This window comes from Paraburkholderia kirstenboschensis, assembly GCF_904848585.1.
GTDB classification, from domain to species: Bacteria; Pseudomonadota; Gammaproteobacteria; order Burkholderiales; family Burkholderiaceae; genus Paraburkholderia; species Paraburkholderia kirstenboschensis.
Genome location: NZ_CAJHCR010000026.1, coordinates 14,520 through 31,285 on the forward strand (window position 1 = coordinate 14,520; position 16,766 = coordinate 31,285).

General features: G+C 61.5%; 11 protein-coding genes and 2 pseudogenes. 2 read left to right on the top strand and 11 right to left on the bottom strand.

What is annotated here, in order from left to right:
- Positions 1–159 precede the first annotated feature (159 nt).
- Positions 160–1,551, top strand: a complete 1,392-nt coding sequence (locus JMY24_RS35065; RefSeq protein WP_201703817.1) for an aminotransferase-like domain-containing protein — start codon at positions 160–162, stop codon at positions 1,549–1,551.
- A 209-nt stretch (positions 1,552–1,760) separates the two neighbouring features.
- Here JMY24_RS35065 and JMY24_RS35070 read toward each other — a convergent pair.
- The 3 genes and pseudogenes from JMY24_RS35070 to JMY24_RS35080 all read right to left on the bottom strand — a co-directional run.
- Positions 1,761–1,883: pseudogene (locus JMY24_RS35070) on the bottom strand (IS6 family transposase); the annotation flags it as partial.
- A 59-nt stretch (positions 1,884–1,942) separates the two neighbouring features.
- A pseudogene (locus JMY24_RS35075) lies at positions 1,943–2,595 on the bottom strand (IS6 family transposase).
- Between the two features lie 247 nt (positions 2,596–2,842).
- Entirely contained in the window at positions 2,843–3,589 is a 747-nt protein-coding gene (locus tag JMY24_RS35080) for a response regulator (RefSeq protein ID WP_128595499.1), read from the bottom strand.
- A 701-nt stretch (positions 3,590–4,290) separates the two neighbouring features.
- Between JMY24_RS35080 and JMY24_RS35085 the strand changes: the two genes are divergently transcribed.
- Positions 4,291–5,037 carry a response regulator gene (locus JMY24_RS35085; RefSeq protein WP_128595500.1) on the top strand — a complete coding sequence of 249 codons (747 nt, stop codon included), beginning with the start codon at positions 4,291–4,293 and terminating at the stop codon, positions 5,035–5,037.
- Positions 5,038–5,793: 756 nt separating this feature from the next.
- Here JMY24_RS35085 and JMY24_RS35090 read toward each other — a convergent pair.
- The 8 genes from JMY24_RS35090 to JMY24_RS35125 all read right to left on the bottom strand — a co-directional run bounded on the left by JMY24_RS35090 (position 5,794) and on the right by JMY24_RS35125 (position 16,706).
- Positions 5,794–6,045, bottom strand: a complete 252-nt coding sequence (locus JMY24_RS35090; RefSeq protein ID WP_128595501.1) for an EF-hand domain-containing protein — start codon at positions 6,043–6,045, stop codon at positions 5,794–5,796.
- Positions 6,046–6,163: 118 nt separating this feature from the next.
- The gene (locus JMY24_RS35095; protein WP_236597682.1) at positions 6,164–6,718 is read right to left on the bottom strand and encodes a glycine zipper domain-containing protein; all 555 of its coding nucleotides are present in this window, start codon (positions 6,716–6,718) and stop codon (positions 6,164–6,166) included.
- 39 nt (positions 6,719–6,757) lie between these two features.
- Positions 6,758–7,558: a MipA/OmpV family protein gene (locus JMY24_RS35100; protein ID WP_128598710.1), complete on the bottom strand. Its 801-nt coding sequence runs from the start codon at positions 7,556–7,558 to the stop codon at positions 6,758–6,760.
- A gap of 2 nt (positions 7,559–7,560) precedes the next feature.
- On the bottom strand, positions 7,561–7,701 hold the full coding sequence (locus JMY24_RS35105) for a hypothetical protein (RefSeq protein WP_164853899.1): 141 nt from the start codon (positions 7,699–7,701) through the stop codon (positions 7,561–7,563).
- Positions 7,702–7,972: 271 nt separating this feature from the next.
- Entirely contained in the window at positions 7,973–9,406 is a 1,434-nt protein-coding gene (locus tag JMY24_RS35110; RefSeq protein ID WP_128598711.1) for an efflux transporter outer membrane subunit, read from the bottom strand.
- Positions 9,403–12,555 carry an efflux RND transporter permease subunit gene (locus JMY24_RS35115; protein ID WP_201703819.1) on the bottom strand — a complete coding sequence of 1,051 codons (3,153 nt, stop codon included), beginning with the start codon at positions 12,553–12,555 and terminating at the stop codon, positions 9,403–9,405. The genes JMY24_RS35110 and JMY24_RS35115 overlap by 4 nt, the downstream gene beginning before the upstream one ends.
- Positions 12,552–15,626: an efflux RND transporter permease subunit gene (locus JMY24_RS35120; protein ID WP_201703821.1), complete on the bottom strand. Its 3,075-nt coding sequence runs from the start codon at positions 15,624–15,626 to the stop codon at positions 12,552–12,554. The genes JMY24_RS35115 and JMY24_RS35120 overlap by 4 nt, the downstream gene beginning before the upstream one ends.
- Positions 15,627–15,638: 12 nt before the next feature.
- Positions 15,639–16,706: an efflux RND transporter periplasmic adaptor subunit gene (locus JMY24_RS35125; protein ID WP_236597683.1), complete on the bottom strand. Its 1,068-nt coding sequence runs from the start codon at positions 16,704–16,706 to the stop codon at positions 15,639–15,641.
- Positions 16,707–16,766: the final 60 nt, after the last annotated feature.

The window sequence follows — 16,766 nt, forward strand, 5'->3', positions numbered from 1 at the left end:
CTATCCGAGCATTTTTCGCATCTTGATAGTGCATGCATCGCCGAAAGAGTGCACTGCCACGATCAATGCGATCAAAGGAATATTTGGATGCGATCTTGATTACCTTTTGCAGATACAGCGTGGTACTGTGAATCAAGGAATTTACATGGGCACGTCATCGTGAATACATTGATGCATCACTGGCTCAAACGGCTCGAAGAAAGCCGCAAACCGGCCTATCTGGTAATACCGGATCTGATCGAAGAAGACGTCGAGAGTGGTCGGTTGCGCCCGCGCGACCGTTTGCCCGGTTTGCGCGATCTCGCGGGCGCACTGCGACTGAACTACACGACCGTCGCGCGTGCGTATGCGGAGGCGCGCAAGCGCGGCCTGCTCGACGCTCGCGCGGGCAGCGGCACATTCGTGCGAGGTCGCACGCCGACCTTGCCGCTCACGGCGGGCAGCAGCGTCGAGATGTCCATGAACATGCCGCCCGAACCGCCCGAGCTTGCCGCGCGGCTGCGCGAGTCCACCGCGAAGTTGATGCTGAGCGCGGACCCGTATCGTCTGTTGCGGTACCAGGACTTCGGCGGCACGGCGGCGGATCGCGCAGCGGGTCGCAACTGGCTTCGGCAACGCGTGCCGGATTGTAAGGATGACCGAACGTTGGTGTGCCCCGGCATTCATAGCGTGCTGGTCGCGCTGGTGTCGCAACTGGCGCGCCCCGGTGAGACCATCTGTCTCGACTCGCTCGCGTATCCCGGCATCAAGGCGATTGCATCGCAACTCGGCGTACGTTTGCAGGCTTTGCCGCGGGACTACGAAGGGCCGTTGCCGCATGCGCTCGAAGCGCTCTGCAAAGCGGAAACGCCGCGCGCGTTCTACTGCAATCCGACGCTGCAAAATCCAAGCACACTGACGCTTTCCGTGCAGCGTCGTGAAGCGCTCGCGGACGTCGCGTTGCGCTATAGCGTGCCGATCATCGAAGACGACGCGTACGCGATGCTGCCGCAAGACGCGCCGATGTCGCTCGCTTCGCTTGCGCCCGAGCTGACGTACTACGTGACGGGGATGTCCAAGAGTTTTGGTGCGGGTTTGCGCGTGGCGTATCTGTGCGCCCCGACCCTGCGGCAGACGCAGCGGATTGCAGGTGCGTTACGGGCGACGACCGTGATGCCGAACCCCTACACGATGCTGCTCGCGACACAATGGATCAACGACGGCACCGCAACCGACATGCTGCGCGCGATCCGCGCCGAAGCCCATGCGCGGCAGGAGATTGCAGCGCAAGTGCTCGCGGACTGGCAGTACGAAGCGCACCCGGACGGCTTCCATTTGTGGCTGCCGATTCCGACGCAATGCAACTGGAGCGCGTCCGAACTGGCATTGCAGCTGCGCAATCAGGGCATTGCGGCAGTCGCGGGCGCGGCGTTTTCGACGGACGGCAATCCGCCGAATGCGATCCGCCTCTGCATTGGTGGGCCGCAGAACCGCGACGATTGCCGCGACGGGCTGCAACGGGTCGCCGATACACTAGAAGACCCGCATCATCTGCATATGCCGATGATGTGATCCGAACGCTGACGGCGTTCGTCGAACAAGTTGCGCTGAATGCGCCCGTCTCTCGCCATAGTTGTTAAAGTTTGAAAGCGCATTCTCGAAGACTCATATCCGACCCCTGATCTCACCGAAGCGCAACGCTTGATCGCGCAAATGGGTCGGACGGCAATTGAAAGGGTCGTGTCGCGATAAGATTGGCAAGGCAAGAAGACAAGGAGTCCTTACGCCACCAACGAATAGAACTGATCGGCGGCGGTTCGGGGGACGCCGCTGTCCTTCATCTGGCCTTTCCTGATCATATGCATCGTCTCAATGCCTGACAGGATGATGCGGGCACACCGGAAAGGTATTGTCACGTTTTTGATGTGCGGCCGAACGAAACCGCGGCGCGAGGATGACGAACTCACGCGGCGAGACGTCCGAGCATCGAGACGCGCGTCACCCTTTCCCAAGCCTCGAAGGCTTGGGTGCGTACCTCTCGCTTCTGTTGCGCATTCGTGTGATATCGGCAGTGCATGAACAGGTTGCCCACCTGATCATGGACCGAAGCGAATCTTTGCAGTTGACGCACTGACTTGAAGCGGCGCATCACTTTCTCGCGTACCCGCGTTGGCTGGTGCGAGTTCTCCGCCCGGTTGTTCAATCCTTTGTGCTGGCGGTGTTCGACGTTCAGCCCCAGATCCCTGTTCGCTGCGGCGTAGCTCTTGAGCTTGTCAGTGATCAGTACACGCGGAGCGCGCCCGCGTTTCTTGAGCAGTTGCGCATGAGCCGCTTGGCCGCACACCTGTCGCGCCGGCTTTGCACCAGCACATCGAGCACCGCGCCGTGCTGGTCCACCGCACGCCACAACCAGTGCTTCTTGCCGTTGATGCTGACCACCACTTCGTCGAGGTGCCACTTATCCCCGCGGGCCAACGCGGTAGAGCGAATACGCCGGGCAATGCCCAGGCCAAACTTCACCGACCAGCGCCGCACCGTCTCGTAGGTCAGATCGACGCCGCGCGCGGCCAGCAGTTCTTCGACCATGCGCAGGCTTAATGGCAAACGGTAGTACAACCACACCGCGTAGCCGATCACGTCAGGCGGGAATCGGTAGCCGGCATAAGAAATGGTGTCGGTGGCAGGTGCGTCGTGCTGCAGGGCGGCTCGTTTCATATCCGAGATTGTCGCCGGTTCTCCGTCAACCTACCAACAACGTGACAGTACCCAGGTGAACGCTGTGACCGGGGCCTTGCGCGCGGTGTACACGGAAAGCGGAGGAAGCGGTTTGAATGTCACTCTCGAGCGTCCAACAGGTGACGCTTTAGTTTGGGGTTGCAACGAGCATGTAGCCAAGGCCCCACACTGTGCGGATATGTCGCGGCGAGGTTGCCTCTGTCTCAATCACCTGTCGTAAGCGAAGAACTTGCACGTCAACGCTGCGGGTGCTGGCCTCATATTGCGACCCGCGCGCGCGCTCTATCAGATTTGCGCGGCTCACTGGACGGTTTGGCGTCTCCGCAAGCGCACACAGAAGACGCATTTCAGCTGCGCCGAGTTGGACGACGCCTGCTTCGTCCGACATCAATTCTCCACGCCGAACGTCCAGCCTGAAGGCGCCGAACCGCAAGCATTTCGACTCGCCTGCAAGCAGCATCTCGCCCCGCACGTTTTGCAGGCGCACCTGAAACTGCTGCCGACGTAACATCGCCCGAACCCGCGCTACCAGCTCGCTCGGCAGAAACGGTTTCGCGAGATAGTCGTCGGCGCCAATCTCCAAACCTACGACCTTGTCCACGGGATCGCCACGCGCTGTTAGCATGAGGATGGGGATTGTCTCTCTCCGAGCACGCAACCGACGGCAGATGGACAGGCCGTCTTCGCCTGGCATCATGATATCGAGAATCAACAGGTCGAACGGGTAGCGCTCGATCAAGACGTCCAACTCAACGCCTGTCTTCACCGCGCGCACCGAGAAACCTTGTGCCGTCAGAAAGCGTTGCAGCATATTGCGGATTTCAACATCATCGTCAAGCACGATGATGCGACCGGTTGGCAGATCATCTGACATATGATTAAGCAGACACCTCTAATAAAGCCTGCCTTTTAGTTCCTGTTTCGGATGCTACGCGGCGAACCGCTTAGCTTTGCTACAGCGTCACGTACCACGGTAGGCGGCGACAATCTCGTCGAAGTGAGCTGCGCCAGGCGACCTGCCAGCCTGCGGTTGCGCCTGCGCTGCTTACCACTCCGCTCGACGTCGGCCGCGATACGGTGCACCTCAGACAGTGCCAATGATGCCTCCTTTAGTAAGAAAACGGACTTGCAACCCGCTCACGCCTAACGCCTTCGCATGCCTCTGCATGCCACAGGAAGTTCCGTATGGTTCGACGAACGGAATATACAAGGATCTCCGTACTGGATGTGTTGGAAAGGTATGTCAAAAGATGTCATCGATTGTGCTGGCCACAACACCGACTGGCGAAAGCCCACGACCGCCCGGCGCCACCGTACGTACCAGGCATGCCATCCTGACTGCTCATATTACTGCTGTCGTTCGTGGTCAGCTGGAAAGCGCGTGCACCCGTGCGTTTGCGGACAGAAAACAGGCCCCGTCGATGACATTCCTTGACATGATTTGCTAACACCTGGCGTTATGAAATTCGCCTACATTGCTTCGATCGATCGTCTGCTGCAGCTTCTGCGATGCGCTCGCATTGCGGCTAGTCGCGGCCCCGTTCAATACTCCTTTGTGAGCGTTATCCTCTTCCTATGCCAGCTCAGATTCTTCTAATCGACGACGACGCCGAATTGTGTGACGCGACTCGCCGCTACCTGGTAAGGTGGGGTTTCGACGTGTCAGTGCTACATGACGCGCGTTCGCTCGAATACCGGCTCAAACACGAACGCCCGGACCTGATAGTGCTCGATCTTATGATGCCGGGCGTCGACGGTTTGACGGCACTGCGCAGGTTGCGCGCATCAGGCGACGACATTCCCGTCTTGATGCTCACCGCCCGCGCCAACGAAGAGGACCGCATCGCTGGCCTTGAATTGGGCGCCGATGACTATCTCGGGAAACCGTTTAACCCGCGTGAGCTGGTAGCACGGATTCAGTCGGTGCTGCGGCGCCTGGCCGCCGTTCCCGATGCGGCCATTCCCCAACGAAGGCAGCCTTACTCATTCGGCGCGCTCACGCTGGACTTTCAGTCGCGCACGCTGAATAGGGGCGAGGCGTCTCTTACGCTATCTTCCAGTGAGTTCGCGCTGCTGCAGATTTTCGTTAATTCTCCCATGTGCACACTCAGCCGCGAGCGTCTTCTGAAGTCACTTCATGGCCCGGAGTCCGAGACCCCCGATCGCAACATCGACGTTCAGGTCTGGCGTCTGCGTCGCATCGTGGAAACTGACCCGTCCACACCACGATTCATCCAGACCGTTCGCGGCTGCGGATACGTCTTCGTGCCGGACCTCGAAGAGCATGCTGCCGGCACATCGGCCCACCATTCGCACAACTGAGGTCTCTGGTTGCCCTCCTGCTGCTGTTGCGCCTTTCGCGGAATATGCGCTGATTGCTTTTCGGGCGCGACCAGTCGCAAAACTGCTTTACGGTAGCAGTGGCCACGTGGCGAGCATCGCGAACGCCATGGCAAGGGTAGTCGAAGATACGTTGAGCGCCGGCTCACTGACTCACTCAGATATACACGTTTTTGAGCGGCCGCTATCCGTGAGCTGGGCGCAGTTGCTTATCGCCCGTACGGCGAGCTTCGGACAGGATGCAAGGCGGCCGCTATGCATCCCGCCCGCCCACGGGGCGGACATGCATAGACTCAGGTCAATAGTACCCGGGAGCGACGATCAGTGGCGGTCGAGGGACCATAACCAGTGGCCGGGGCATTATTGGACGACCCACCGGAACGACTACACAGCCGCCAAGCACCGCGGCACTCATGCAAAAACCGGCAGCAAGCATAAAACGACGAAGAACACGCGCATTAAGCATTATTTCAACTCCTTTCAATTGAGACTCAGCGACTGGCATTAGGGATGCGTTCAGGCGTTCCCGCTGGGCGCGACGAGCACGCGGGGATTGATTTCGGTGCGCCAGGCGCGCAGAACTTCCAGCTATCGGCTTGCGCATGGCGGGTTGCTAGCGTCGGGGTTGCCGGAGCGCGCAGCAGCCCCATCATTCGACCTGATGAGGCGACCCGATTGGGCACATTTCAATACACGGTTAAACCGGTCGGGGGGTATTGAAGCTTGCCTTGCAAGCGCTTACTGCTGATGCTGCGCGGCGAACTGCTCGATCTGCTCAAGCGTCACGTACCCTTGATGCGTAGTATCGATCTCATCGAAATGGGCTGCGACGCGCGGCATACCTGCCTCCGCCTGTTCTTTCGTGAGCTTGCCGTCATGAGTGGCGTTCGCGGCAGTGAAGCGCGCTTCCAGCATCTGCTGCATGCTGCTCTGCGCGAACGCAGACGACACAGCGAACATTGCAGCCAGAATAATGAATAAACGTTTCATCAAAAACTCCTTTAAGAAAATGATTGACGTGCAGGGAATAGCCAGGGGACAAAGCTCGACCCAAGGTTTCCAGGCGGGAGATTCCAGGTCAAGCCATGCCACGACCATATGAGAGAAATCAGTACGGCGCGTAGTAGTAAGGTGGGGGGGCGCCATAGATTACGGCGCGGGGCGGCACGGGGCGTACGGGCACGACGATCGCTGCCGCACGAGGTGTTTCGATCGTATCGCCCTTTGCCGTGATGCATTGGGCGTACGCGTTGTCGTACTGCTGCTGCAACGACGCTTCGGTCTGATTGTGCTGCGCCGAGCCCGTCATGCTGCCGAGCAGCAGTCCGGCACCCGCACCGATTGCGGCGCCGGCACCGGCGTTGCCCGCCCCGGCGCCGATCAGAGCCCCGGCCGCAGCGCCTCCAGCTGTGCCGACGGCAGTAGCAGCAAGTCCGGAGGTTGCCGCCTGATGCGAGGCCGCCGCCGGATTCACGACCTGCGTCGCGTACGTGCGGCAGCTATAGTCGTCCTGCTGGAACTGGTTGAGGGTCTTACCGTTCGCTGGGACCGCCATGACGGTAGGCGCACTCGGCGGCGTAACCGCACACCCCGCCATGCCCAACTCAGCAGCGAGGCAGACAAGCAGTGGCGCGATACGAGTCGATGTCAGATTCTGGTTCATTGATGATCCTCTCACGATGATGCAGCGCGAAGTAAGCGCTCAGAAGTGGTAAGCAGCGCCCACCGATCCAAATACAGCCGCGCGTCGTTCAACGATCGGACTGTTCGCAGCATCGCCGAGCAGGGAACCGACGCCGAAGGCGCTTTGCAGTGACCACTGCTGGTTCAGCCGATGATCCCAGTCGACCTTGAGGTCGACTCGCGAAAAGCCAGCTGAGGGGTGATACGGCGAGAGGCCGGCCGTACTGGACGCAGCCTGCTCGCTGTCGATACCGAACCACGTCTGCTGCGAAGGTCCGTTGGACCACACGGCGTCGGCGGACACCGACACCCGGTCAACGGGCTTCTGGACCAGCGCATAGGACGTGCTCAGCGTGACGCGATTGCCATAGCCGGCATGCGCGGACTGAAGGAAGCGGAGACCGGCGCTCGCTGGACCATAATGCCAGCGCGCGAACGCACCGAAGTCGAAGGACGTTGGGATATCTCCGGTGCCGTTGAGCACCGCCGCATCGTCCTGGTTGCGGCCCGGCTGAACACCGATCAGCAGGCCCACCGCAACACTGGGCCACAACGGGTAGGCAATGCCGCCCGTGAACCCCTGCACGAAGATTGCCCCCTTCCATAACGACAGCGTGGGCAACGGCAGTGCGCGATAGGACTTGCTGCCTTCATAGTCGGGCAATGCGGTCACGTTGATGCCCACGCTATTGCCCGGCGACGACTGCGCCAACGCCGGTGAGTAAGGCAGGCACGCGCTGGCGATGACAGCGAGCGCGCCCAGCCACCGTCGTGCGCGGCCTCGCTTGGAAACCGCGGCGACAGAGCGATAGTCATGCATGTTCAAGCACATCCGCCGATGGTTGTCGGGCGAACCGCAACGCCCACGCTGATATCAATCGCCAGGGAACCCGCAGGCGCCGTGCCGACAGCCATAGAAATTGCCGCACTGGCAGCAGACACGAGAACGATTTGAAATTTCACTGCACACTCTCCATGTGATGGATCCGCCCCACTGGCGAACCCCGCATGACACAGCCGCCAATGTAGAGAACCTGTGCGCTACATGTTGTTAGAAATGTGTTGCATGTCATGTCGTGTCAAGTCACGTCGCGGAAAAGCGATACCGCACGAGTGGGACGTAACAGGGCCTTTGCACGCAGTTCGAGACGCGGACTTTGAAAAATGGTCGCGGGCGCGACCGGACGCTGGAGCGCGCAGATCGGCAGACGACGTTACAACGGCGCGCCCGCCATCATGGCATCGGGGCATGGCTCTTCGACGACGTCCAGCCGCCGCCGAGGTTCTTCACCAGCCCAACGTCGCTTTTCGCCAGTGCCCCCTGCGTGTCGTTCAGGTTCTGTCTGGCCGTCAGTAGCGTCACTTGCTGAGTCAAATCGGACTGCTCGCTCGCGGTTCCGGCCGTCAGTTGCGCGGCGACGCTCTCCAGCAACTGCCGGTTGCGCTGGTAAATGTCGGCAAACGCGTGCTCCTGCTGGCGCAGATGGTTCAATGACGACAGGCTGTCTTCCACGTTCTGGAACGCCGTGAGCACGGCTTCGCGGTAAGATGCGACATCTTCGTCATAGGTCGCCTCCGCCTTGTGCACGGCGGCCACGCGGGCACCACCGTCAAACAGCGTGGCGGCAAGTGAGGGGCCGAGCGACCACATCCGGGTCGGCAATGAGAACAGCGTCGCGAAGGTGTTGTGTTGCACGAGACCCTGTGCCGATAGATCGAGGTCGGGAAAGAATGCGGCCTTCTCTACCCCGATGAGGGCGTTCGCAGCAGCAGCGGTGCGTTCCGCGCTGACCACGTCAGGCCGTCTTTCCAGCAACGCAGACGGCAGCACGGATGGCACCTCGGGCTCGCGAAACACATAGTCGAGGCGCGGTGCAATCGACAACGAAGCCGGCGGCACACCCGTGAGCGCCGCGATTGCGTGCTCGTCCTGCTCGCGCGAGGTCTGTGAAATTTGCAGGTTCGCGACAACCGCCTCCTGCGTGTCCTGCGCATACAGCAGATCGACTTGCGACGCAGTCCCCTGTGCCAGCGCTGCGCGCGTGATCGCGAGAATGCGCCCGTTGACCGCCTCCTGCTGCCGCAACAGGTCGATGTCGATATCAAGCTGGCGGATGTCGAAATAGTCGGTCGCCAGCGTCGCGGCAATCGACAAGCGCTCGCCGGCAAGCGTCGCATCCGCGCTCTGCGCGTTTGCCTTGCCCGACTCGATCTGCCGGCGCACGCCGCCCCACAGATCGACTTCCCAACTCGCCTCGGCCTTCGCGTATTGGTTCGTTGTGCTTGAGCTGTGCGAGGCCGACGCGTCGACACCGAGCGTCGGAAACAGGCTCGCCCGGTCTGCAGCGACGGTGGCCTGCGCGAGCCGATAGGCGGCCGCCGCGCCTGCAATCGACTGATTCGACTGCAGCGCTGCGTCGACGAGCCGGGACAGCTCGGGATCGTCGTAGGCGTCCCACCACCGGCTTGAGAGTGATGCCTGCGGATTGGGCGTCGCAAGTCGCCACTGTGTGCCCACTTCCTTGAACTGCGTTGGAATCGCTACGGCCGGCCGGTGATAGTCCGGGCCGACCGCGCAGCCCGAAAGCCAAAGCGTGGCACCGAGCGCGCAGACGCAGCAGCGCATGCCGACCGACACGGCCGACAGGAATCCGATGGGCGATTTCATGCGTGTTTCCTTCGGCGCCGCAACCGCTGCGACGCCCGATCGAGCCAGAGATAGATGACAGGGGTGGTATAGAGCGTGATGACCTGGCTGAACACCAGGCCGCCGATGATCGAGATGCCAAGCGGCTTGCGGAATTCGGACCCATAGCCCGAGCCCAGCACGAGCGGCAGCGCGCCGAAAATTGCGGCGACCGTCGTCATCATGATCGGACGGAAACGGATCAGGCCCGCGCGCACGATCGCCTCCTCCGGCGGCAGTGCATGCTGACGCCCTTCGGCAATCGCGAAGTCGATCATCATGATCGCGTTCTTCTTCACGATGCCGATCAGCATCAGCACGCCGATCAACGCGATGATCGACAGCTCCGTATGAGTGAGCAGCAGCGCGATCAAAGCGCCGACGCCCGCAGAAGGCAGCGTCGAGAGAATCGTCAAAGGATGAACCAGGTTCTCGTACAGCATGCCGAGCACGACGTACACCGACAACAGTGCGGCGAGGATCAGCAGCGGCTCGCTCGCCATCGACTCACGAAACGCTGCTGCCGTGCCGGCGAACGCGCCGGAGATACTCGCCGGCATTCTGAGCGCAGCGACGGCCTGACTGATCTGCTGCGTCACGGGTCCGATCGATGCACCGGGGCGCAGGTTGAACGATACGGTAATGGCGGGGAACGTAGCCTGGTGATTGATCGAAATGGCGCTGGGGTCGGTCGAGAACCGGGCCATCGCGGCGAGCGGCACCAGCGCAGAACCGTTCGCCTGGGCCGCGGCCGACGGCGTGGCAGCGCTTGCCCCGGTTGCCCCTCCGGCGGCGGTCGTTGACGCGCCGCTCGTGGCGAGCGCCGGGCTCGCCGGAACATAGATGTCCTTCAGTACCGATGTACTTGTCCAGTACTCGGGTGCCACCTCCATCACGACGTGATATTGATTGGCGCTCCCGTAGATGGCCGAGACCTGCCGTTCGCCGAACGCGTCATAAAGCGCCTCGTCGATATCTTTGAAGCTCACGCCCATTCGCGCGGCGGAGTCGCGGTCGACGTCGATGCCGACCTGCATGCTCTTGTCCTGCTGGTCGGTGTTGATGTCGGCCAGCGCCGGCATCTTGTGCATCTGCGCGACTAACTTCGGCACCCATTGATCGAGTGTCGCCTGGTCGTCCGCGGTAAGGGTGTACTGGTACTGCGCGGCGCTCTGTCGGCCACCGGCCGCGAGGTCCTGCAACGACTGCAGATAGAGCTGTGTCCCCGGCGTATCGGCAAGCCGTCGGCGCACCTGAGCGATCACCTGATCAGCCGTCGCGCGACGCTCACCCAGGGGCTTGAGCGTGACGAACAGCAGTGCGTTGTTGAGCGCGTTCGCTCCCCCCACGAAGCCACCCACGAACGCGACGTTCGGATTCTCCTGCACCGCCTTGTTGACCATCTGGAACTGATGCTGCATCTCGTGCCAGGAGATGCTTTGCGACGCCTGCAGCGTGCCAAGCAGCAGCCCCGTGTCTTCCTCCGGGAAGAAGCCTTTCGGAACCACGGTGAACAGCCAGAGGTTCAGCACGAACACCAGCACCGTCACGCCACCCATCAATAGCGGATGCCGGATGACCCAGCGCAACGACGTGCCGTACAGGCGGGAAAATCCGCTCTCGTGATGGTCGTCGCCCTTCCCGGCTTGCTGTCCTCCGCGCAGGAAAATGCTCGTCAGCATCGGCGTGACCGTGAGCGAAATCAGCATCGACATCACGATCGCGACGGAAAGCGACACCGAGAATTCACGCAGCAGCCGGCCCATCAGGCCACCCATGAACAGCAGCGGGACGAATACCGCGATCAGCGAAACGCTGATCGAAAACACCGTGAAGCCCACCTCCTGCGCCCCCGCGAGCGCCGCCTCAACAGGGTTCTTGCCGCGCTCCAGGTGCCGCATGATGTTTTCGACGACGACGATTGCGTCGTCGACCACGAAGCCGGTCGAAATGGTCAAGGCCATCAGCGAGAGGTTGTTCAAGCTATAGCCAAGGAAATACATGACCCCGAATGTACCCAGCAGCGACAGTGGTACGACGATCGCCGGAATGAGCGTCGCGCGCCAGCTGCGGAAGAACGCGAACGTGACGGCCGTCACGAGCACGATCGATACAAGCAGGGTGATCTCGACGTCGAGCAGCGAGCCGCGAATCGTCTTCGTGCGGTCCACCGAAATCGCCAGCTTGATGGTCGACAGGATCGCCGCCTCGAGCGCTGGCAGTTCGGCCTTCACGTTGTCGACGGCGTCGATCACGTTCGCGCCCGGTTGCTTATAGAGGACCAGCAACACGGCCGGCTTGCCGTTCGACAGGCCGTAGTTCTCCAACTTCTCGACATCCTGACGTACATAGCCGAGGTCCGACACACGCACGATGTTGCCGTTGTTCTGCCTGACGATCAGCCGTCCGTAGTCGGCGGGCGAATACAGCATGTCGTTCGCGCCGATCGAATAGTTCTGTCCGCTCGCCGACATCGATCCCTTGGGCAAATCGACATTCGCATTCCCGATCGTGCTGCGGATCTGCTCCAGACTGATGCCGTAGTGGCTCACCCGCTCTGGATTCAGTTCAACCCGCACCGCCGGCAGCGCAGCACCGCCCACCACCACGTTGCCGACGCCGGTTGTCTGCATCAGCTTCTGTTGCAGCACCGTCGACGCCGCGTCGTAAAGCTGCGCTGGCGTGGCCGTGTCGGAGGTCAGACTGATCACGAGGATGGGCGAATCCGCGGGATTGACCTTGCGATACGTCGGGCTGCCGTCCATGTTCGGCGACAGGTTGGTTTTCGCCGCGTTGATCGCCGCCTGCACGTCGCGTGCCGCGCCGTCGATATTCCGGCTCAGGTCGAACTGCAACGTGATCTGCGTTTGCCCGCGCGAGCTGACCGACGTCATCTGGGCCAGGCCCGCAATATGGCCGAACTGCCGCTCGAGCGGCGTCGTGACCGAGGTGGCCACGGTCGTCGGATCGGCGCCGGGCAGTTGCCCCTGCACCAGGATCGTAGGAAAGTCGATTTCAGGCAGTGGCGCGACCGGCAGCAGCCTGAATGCCAGGATACCGAACAGCGCAAGGGCGACCGCCAGCAACGTCGTCGCGATGGGCCGCCTGACGAATGGGCCAGACAGGTTCATTGCACATACTCCGTTGCGATCGGCTCGTCCGCGGCAAAGCGTCTTTCCAGACGATGCATTGCCAGATAGATCACCGGCGTCGAGAACAAGGTCAGCAACTGGCTGACGCACAGGCCGCCGATAATCGCGATGCCGAGTGGATGCCTCAACTCGGAGCCCATGCCGGAGCCGAACGCGAGCGGCAGTGCGCCGAACAGCGACGCCATCGTCGTCATCAGGATGGGACGGAAGCGCTGTTCAGCCGCACGCCGGATCGCATCGTGTGCGGACAGGCCGTGGTTCCGCTGCCCTTCCAGCGCGAAGTCGATCATCATGATCGCGTTCTTCATCACGATGCCGATCAGCAGCACGATACCGATCAGGCCCATGATGTCGAACTGCGTCCCGGCCATCAGCAGCGCCAGCAGCGCGCCAAGCGCCGCCGATGGGAGCGTGGACAGGATCGTGACGGGATGAATGAAGCTCTCGTACAGGATGCCGAGCATCAGATACACCACGATCACGGCAGCGGCGACAAGATACCCTTCGCTCGCCAGCGACGACTGAAAGGTCGCGGCCGAGCCTTCCAGCGACACCTGGACGGACTGCGGCAACCCTATCTGTTCCTTGACCCGCTCAAGACGGGCGATCGCAGTGCCGAGGCTGTATCCGGGAGCGAGATTGAATGACACGTCCGCATAGGGGAACTGGCCCTTGCGATCAATCCTCAGCGGCGCGGGCATTACCTTCATCGTCGCCATCGACGCGAGCGGCGCGAGGCTGCCCGACGACGTATCGACATAGAGTCCTGAAAGCAGATGCGCAAGGTCGTCGGCGTTGTTTCTCGCGACCAGTACGACGTGATACTGGTTCAGCTGCGTGTAGATCGTCGACACCTGGCGCTGACCAAACGCGTCGTACAGCACGTCGTCGATCGCCTGCGGCGTGATGCCAAGGCGCGACGCGGTATCGCGGTCGAACGTGAGTTGCACCTGATTGCCTGACTGCATCGCCTCACTCTGCACGTCGGCAAACGCCGGATCGCGGCGCAACGCGCCAACCAACTCGCCAATCCAGCGAGTAAGCAGCGCCGGATCGGTCGACTGTACGCCGAGACGGTAGCTCGTCGTTGAGACGGTGTCGTCGAGCGTCAGATCCTGCACCGGATGCAGAAACAGGCGCACGCCCGCGAGGTCCGCGGTGTCATCGGTCAGGCGGCGGATCACCTCGTCGATGCGCGCTCGCTCGCCCTTGTCTTTCAGATTGATCAACAGCGTGCCCTGATTGATCGTCGGTCTCGTCTGGTCGATGCCGACAAACGACGAGAGACTTGCGACTGCCGGATCGCGTGCGATCAGGTCGACGACCTGCTGCTGTTGGCCGATCATGCGCTGGAACGAAATGGTCGGTGCGGCCTGCACGACACCTTCGATCAGACCTGTGTCCTGCTCGGGAAAGAAGCCCTTCGGCATCAGCATCAGCACGACGAACGTCAGCGTGGCCGTCAACACCACCGATGCGATCGTCAGGCGCCGATGTGACAACACCCAGTCGAGACCGCGTATGTACCTGCTGTTGAGCCGGTCGAAGAAATCGACCCGATGCGAGTGTGGCCGCGCTTTTAACATGCGCGAGCACATCATCGGCGTAAGCGTCAGCGACACCAACGCCGACAGGACGATCGCAACCGACAGCGTCAGCGCGAACTCACGGAACAGGCGCCCGACCACGTCACCCATGAACAGCAACGGGATCATGACCGCAATCAGCGACACGGACAACGAGACGATCGTAAAGCCGATCTCCTTCGCACCCTTGATCGCGGCCCTCAGGGGCGTTTCCCCGGCCTCGATGTAGCGCGTAATGTTCTCGATCATTACGATCGCGTCGTCGACGACAAAGCCTGTCGCGACGGTCAGCGACATCAACGTGAGGTTATTCAGCGAAAAGCCGAGCCCGTACGCGAGCGCGAGTGTGCCGGCCAGCGAAAGCGGCACGGTGACTGCGGGAATCACGGTAGCGGGCACATTGCGCAGGAATACGAATATCACCATCACGACGAGCGCCACGGCGATTGCCAACTCCGTTTCGACGTCGGCAACCGACGCGCGGATCGTCTTTGTGCGATCCGTCAGCACGGCGACCTTCACCGATGCGGGCAAGCTCGCCCGCAGTTGCGGCAACAGCTTCTGCACGCTATCGACCACATCGATCACGTTGGCGCCCGGCTGCCGCTGGATGTTCAGCACGATAGACGGCGTGCTGTTGGTCCACGCCGCCTGTTGCAAATTCTCGGCGCTGTCGATCGATTTGGCGATCTGCGCCAGCCGAACCGGTGCGCCTTGCCGGTACGCGATGATCAGGTCGCGATAGTCCGCCGCCGATTGCAGCTGGTCGTTCGCGCCGATCGAGTACGACTGGTACTTTCCGTCGAGACTGCCCTTCGCCAGGTCAACGTTGGCACTGCCGAGCGCGGTACGCACGTCGTCGATGGACATGCCGAGTGCGTTGAGCGCGCCGGTATCGGTCTGCACCCGCACGGCCGGCCGCTGACCGCCGCTGATCGTGACCAGGCCCACGCCTGAAATCTGCGAGATCTTCTGCGCAAACCGAGTATCGGCCAGGTCCTCGATCTTCGTCAGCGGCAGCACGCCGGATGTCAGCGACAGCGTGAGCACCGGGGCGTCGGCAGGGTTGACCTTGCTGTAGACAGGCGGATACGGCAGATTAGCCGGCAGAAAGCTCGAGGACGCATTGATCGCGGCCTGCACTTCCTGCTCGGCGACGTCGAGCGAAAACGACAGATCGAACTGCAACGTGATCACCGACGTGCCGTTCGAGCTTGTCGAGTTCATCGCCTTCAGCCCCGACATCTGGCCGAGCTGTCTTTCGAGCGGCGAGGTGATCGACGAACTGACCACATCCGGGCTTGCGCCGGGATACTGCGTGTAGACCTGGATCGTCGGATAGTCGATTTCCGGTAGCGCCGAAACAGGCAGCAGGATGTATCCCAGCACGCCGGCCAGAAACATCGCGATCATCAACAGCGCGGTCGCAATGGGCCGCTCGATAAAGATTCGTGAAACATTCATCGTCAGCTCCGCTCAGTGCGCCACGACTTTCACGAGCGAGCCGGTATCAAGCCTGTCTGCACCGTCGGTCGCGACCCGTTCTCCTGCCTTCACACCGCCATCGAGAATCGCCGTGTCGTCGCCTTTTACCGGCCCGGTCTTCACGTTGCGCAATACCACTGCGCCTGCGCCGCCGATCACGAAAACGAAATTGCCGTTCGCGCCATGCTGGATTGCCGTAGTCGGCACGACCGGAATCCGGCGCAGCGTGTCGACCTGCATCCGGACATTCACGAATTCGTTTGGGAACAGCGCGCTGCCGGAATCGGGGAAGACGGCCTTGACGTTGATCGTGCCGGCGCTCGTATTGACGAGGTTGTCGACCGCAAGCAGCGAGCCCTTCGCGAGCAACGATTTGCCGTCACGGTCGTAGGCCAGCACCTGAACCTCCCCGTGCAACATCGCCCGTCGGATCTGTCCCAGGTCGTCTTCCGGCACCGAGTAGATCACGGTCGCCGGCTGCATCTGCGTGATGACCGCGATACCGGTCGTGCTGGTGCTGCTCACGTAGTTGCCCGGGTCGACCAGGCGCAAACCCACCACGCCGTCCACCGGAGACGTGATGGTGCAATAGCCGACCTGAACCTGCAGATTGTTCACGTTGCCCGTGTCCGCCAGCACGGTGCCTTCGTCCTCCTGGACGCTAGCAACTTGCGTATCGAGCGTCTGCTGCGTAATCGAACCCGCTTTGATCAGCTGCTGATAACGTTGCAGGTCCAGTTTCGCGTTTGCGAGTACAGCCTGGTCATGGCGCAGCGTACCCCGTGCCTGCAGCAACTGCGCGTCGAGCGCCCGCGAATCGACGCGTGCAATCACCTGCCCTTTCCTGACCGTCTGCCCCTCGCTGAAATCGACGGAACGCAGTATCCCGTTGACCTGCGTGACGACCGTGACGGTACGTGTCGGTGTCACGGTGCCGAGCGAATCGATGTAGACAGGAACATCGGTAACCGAAGCCGCAACCGCGCTCACGGGGATCGGATCTGATGCGACAGCCGTCTGACGGAGACCGTGAGCCTGGTGGAACCACCCAATAGCCACGACTCCGGCTATGAATATACTTAGTATCGCAAAGTATCTTGTAAGGTTTTTCATCACACA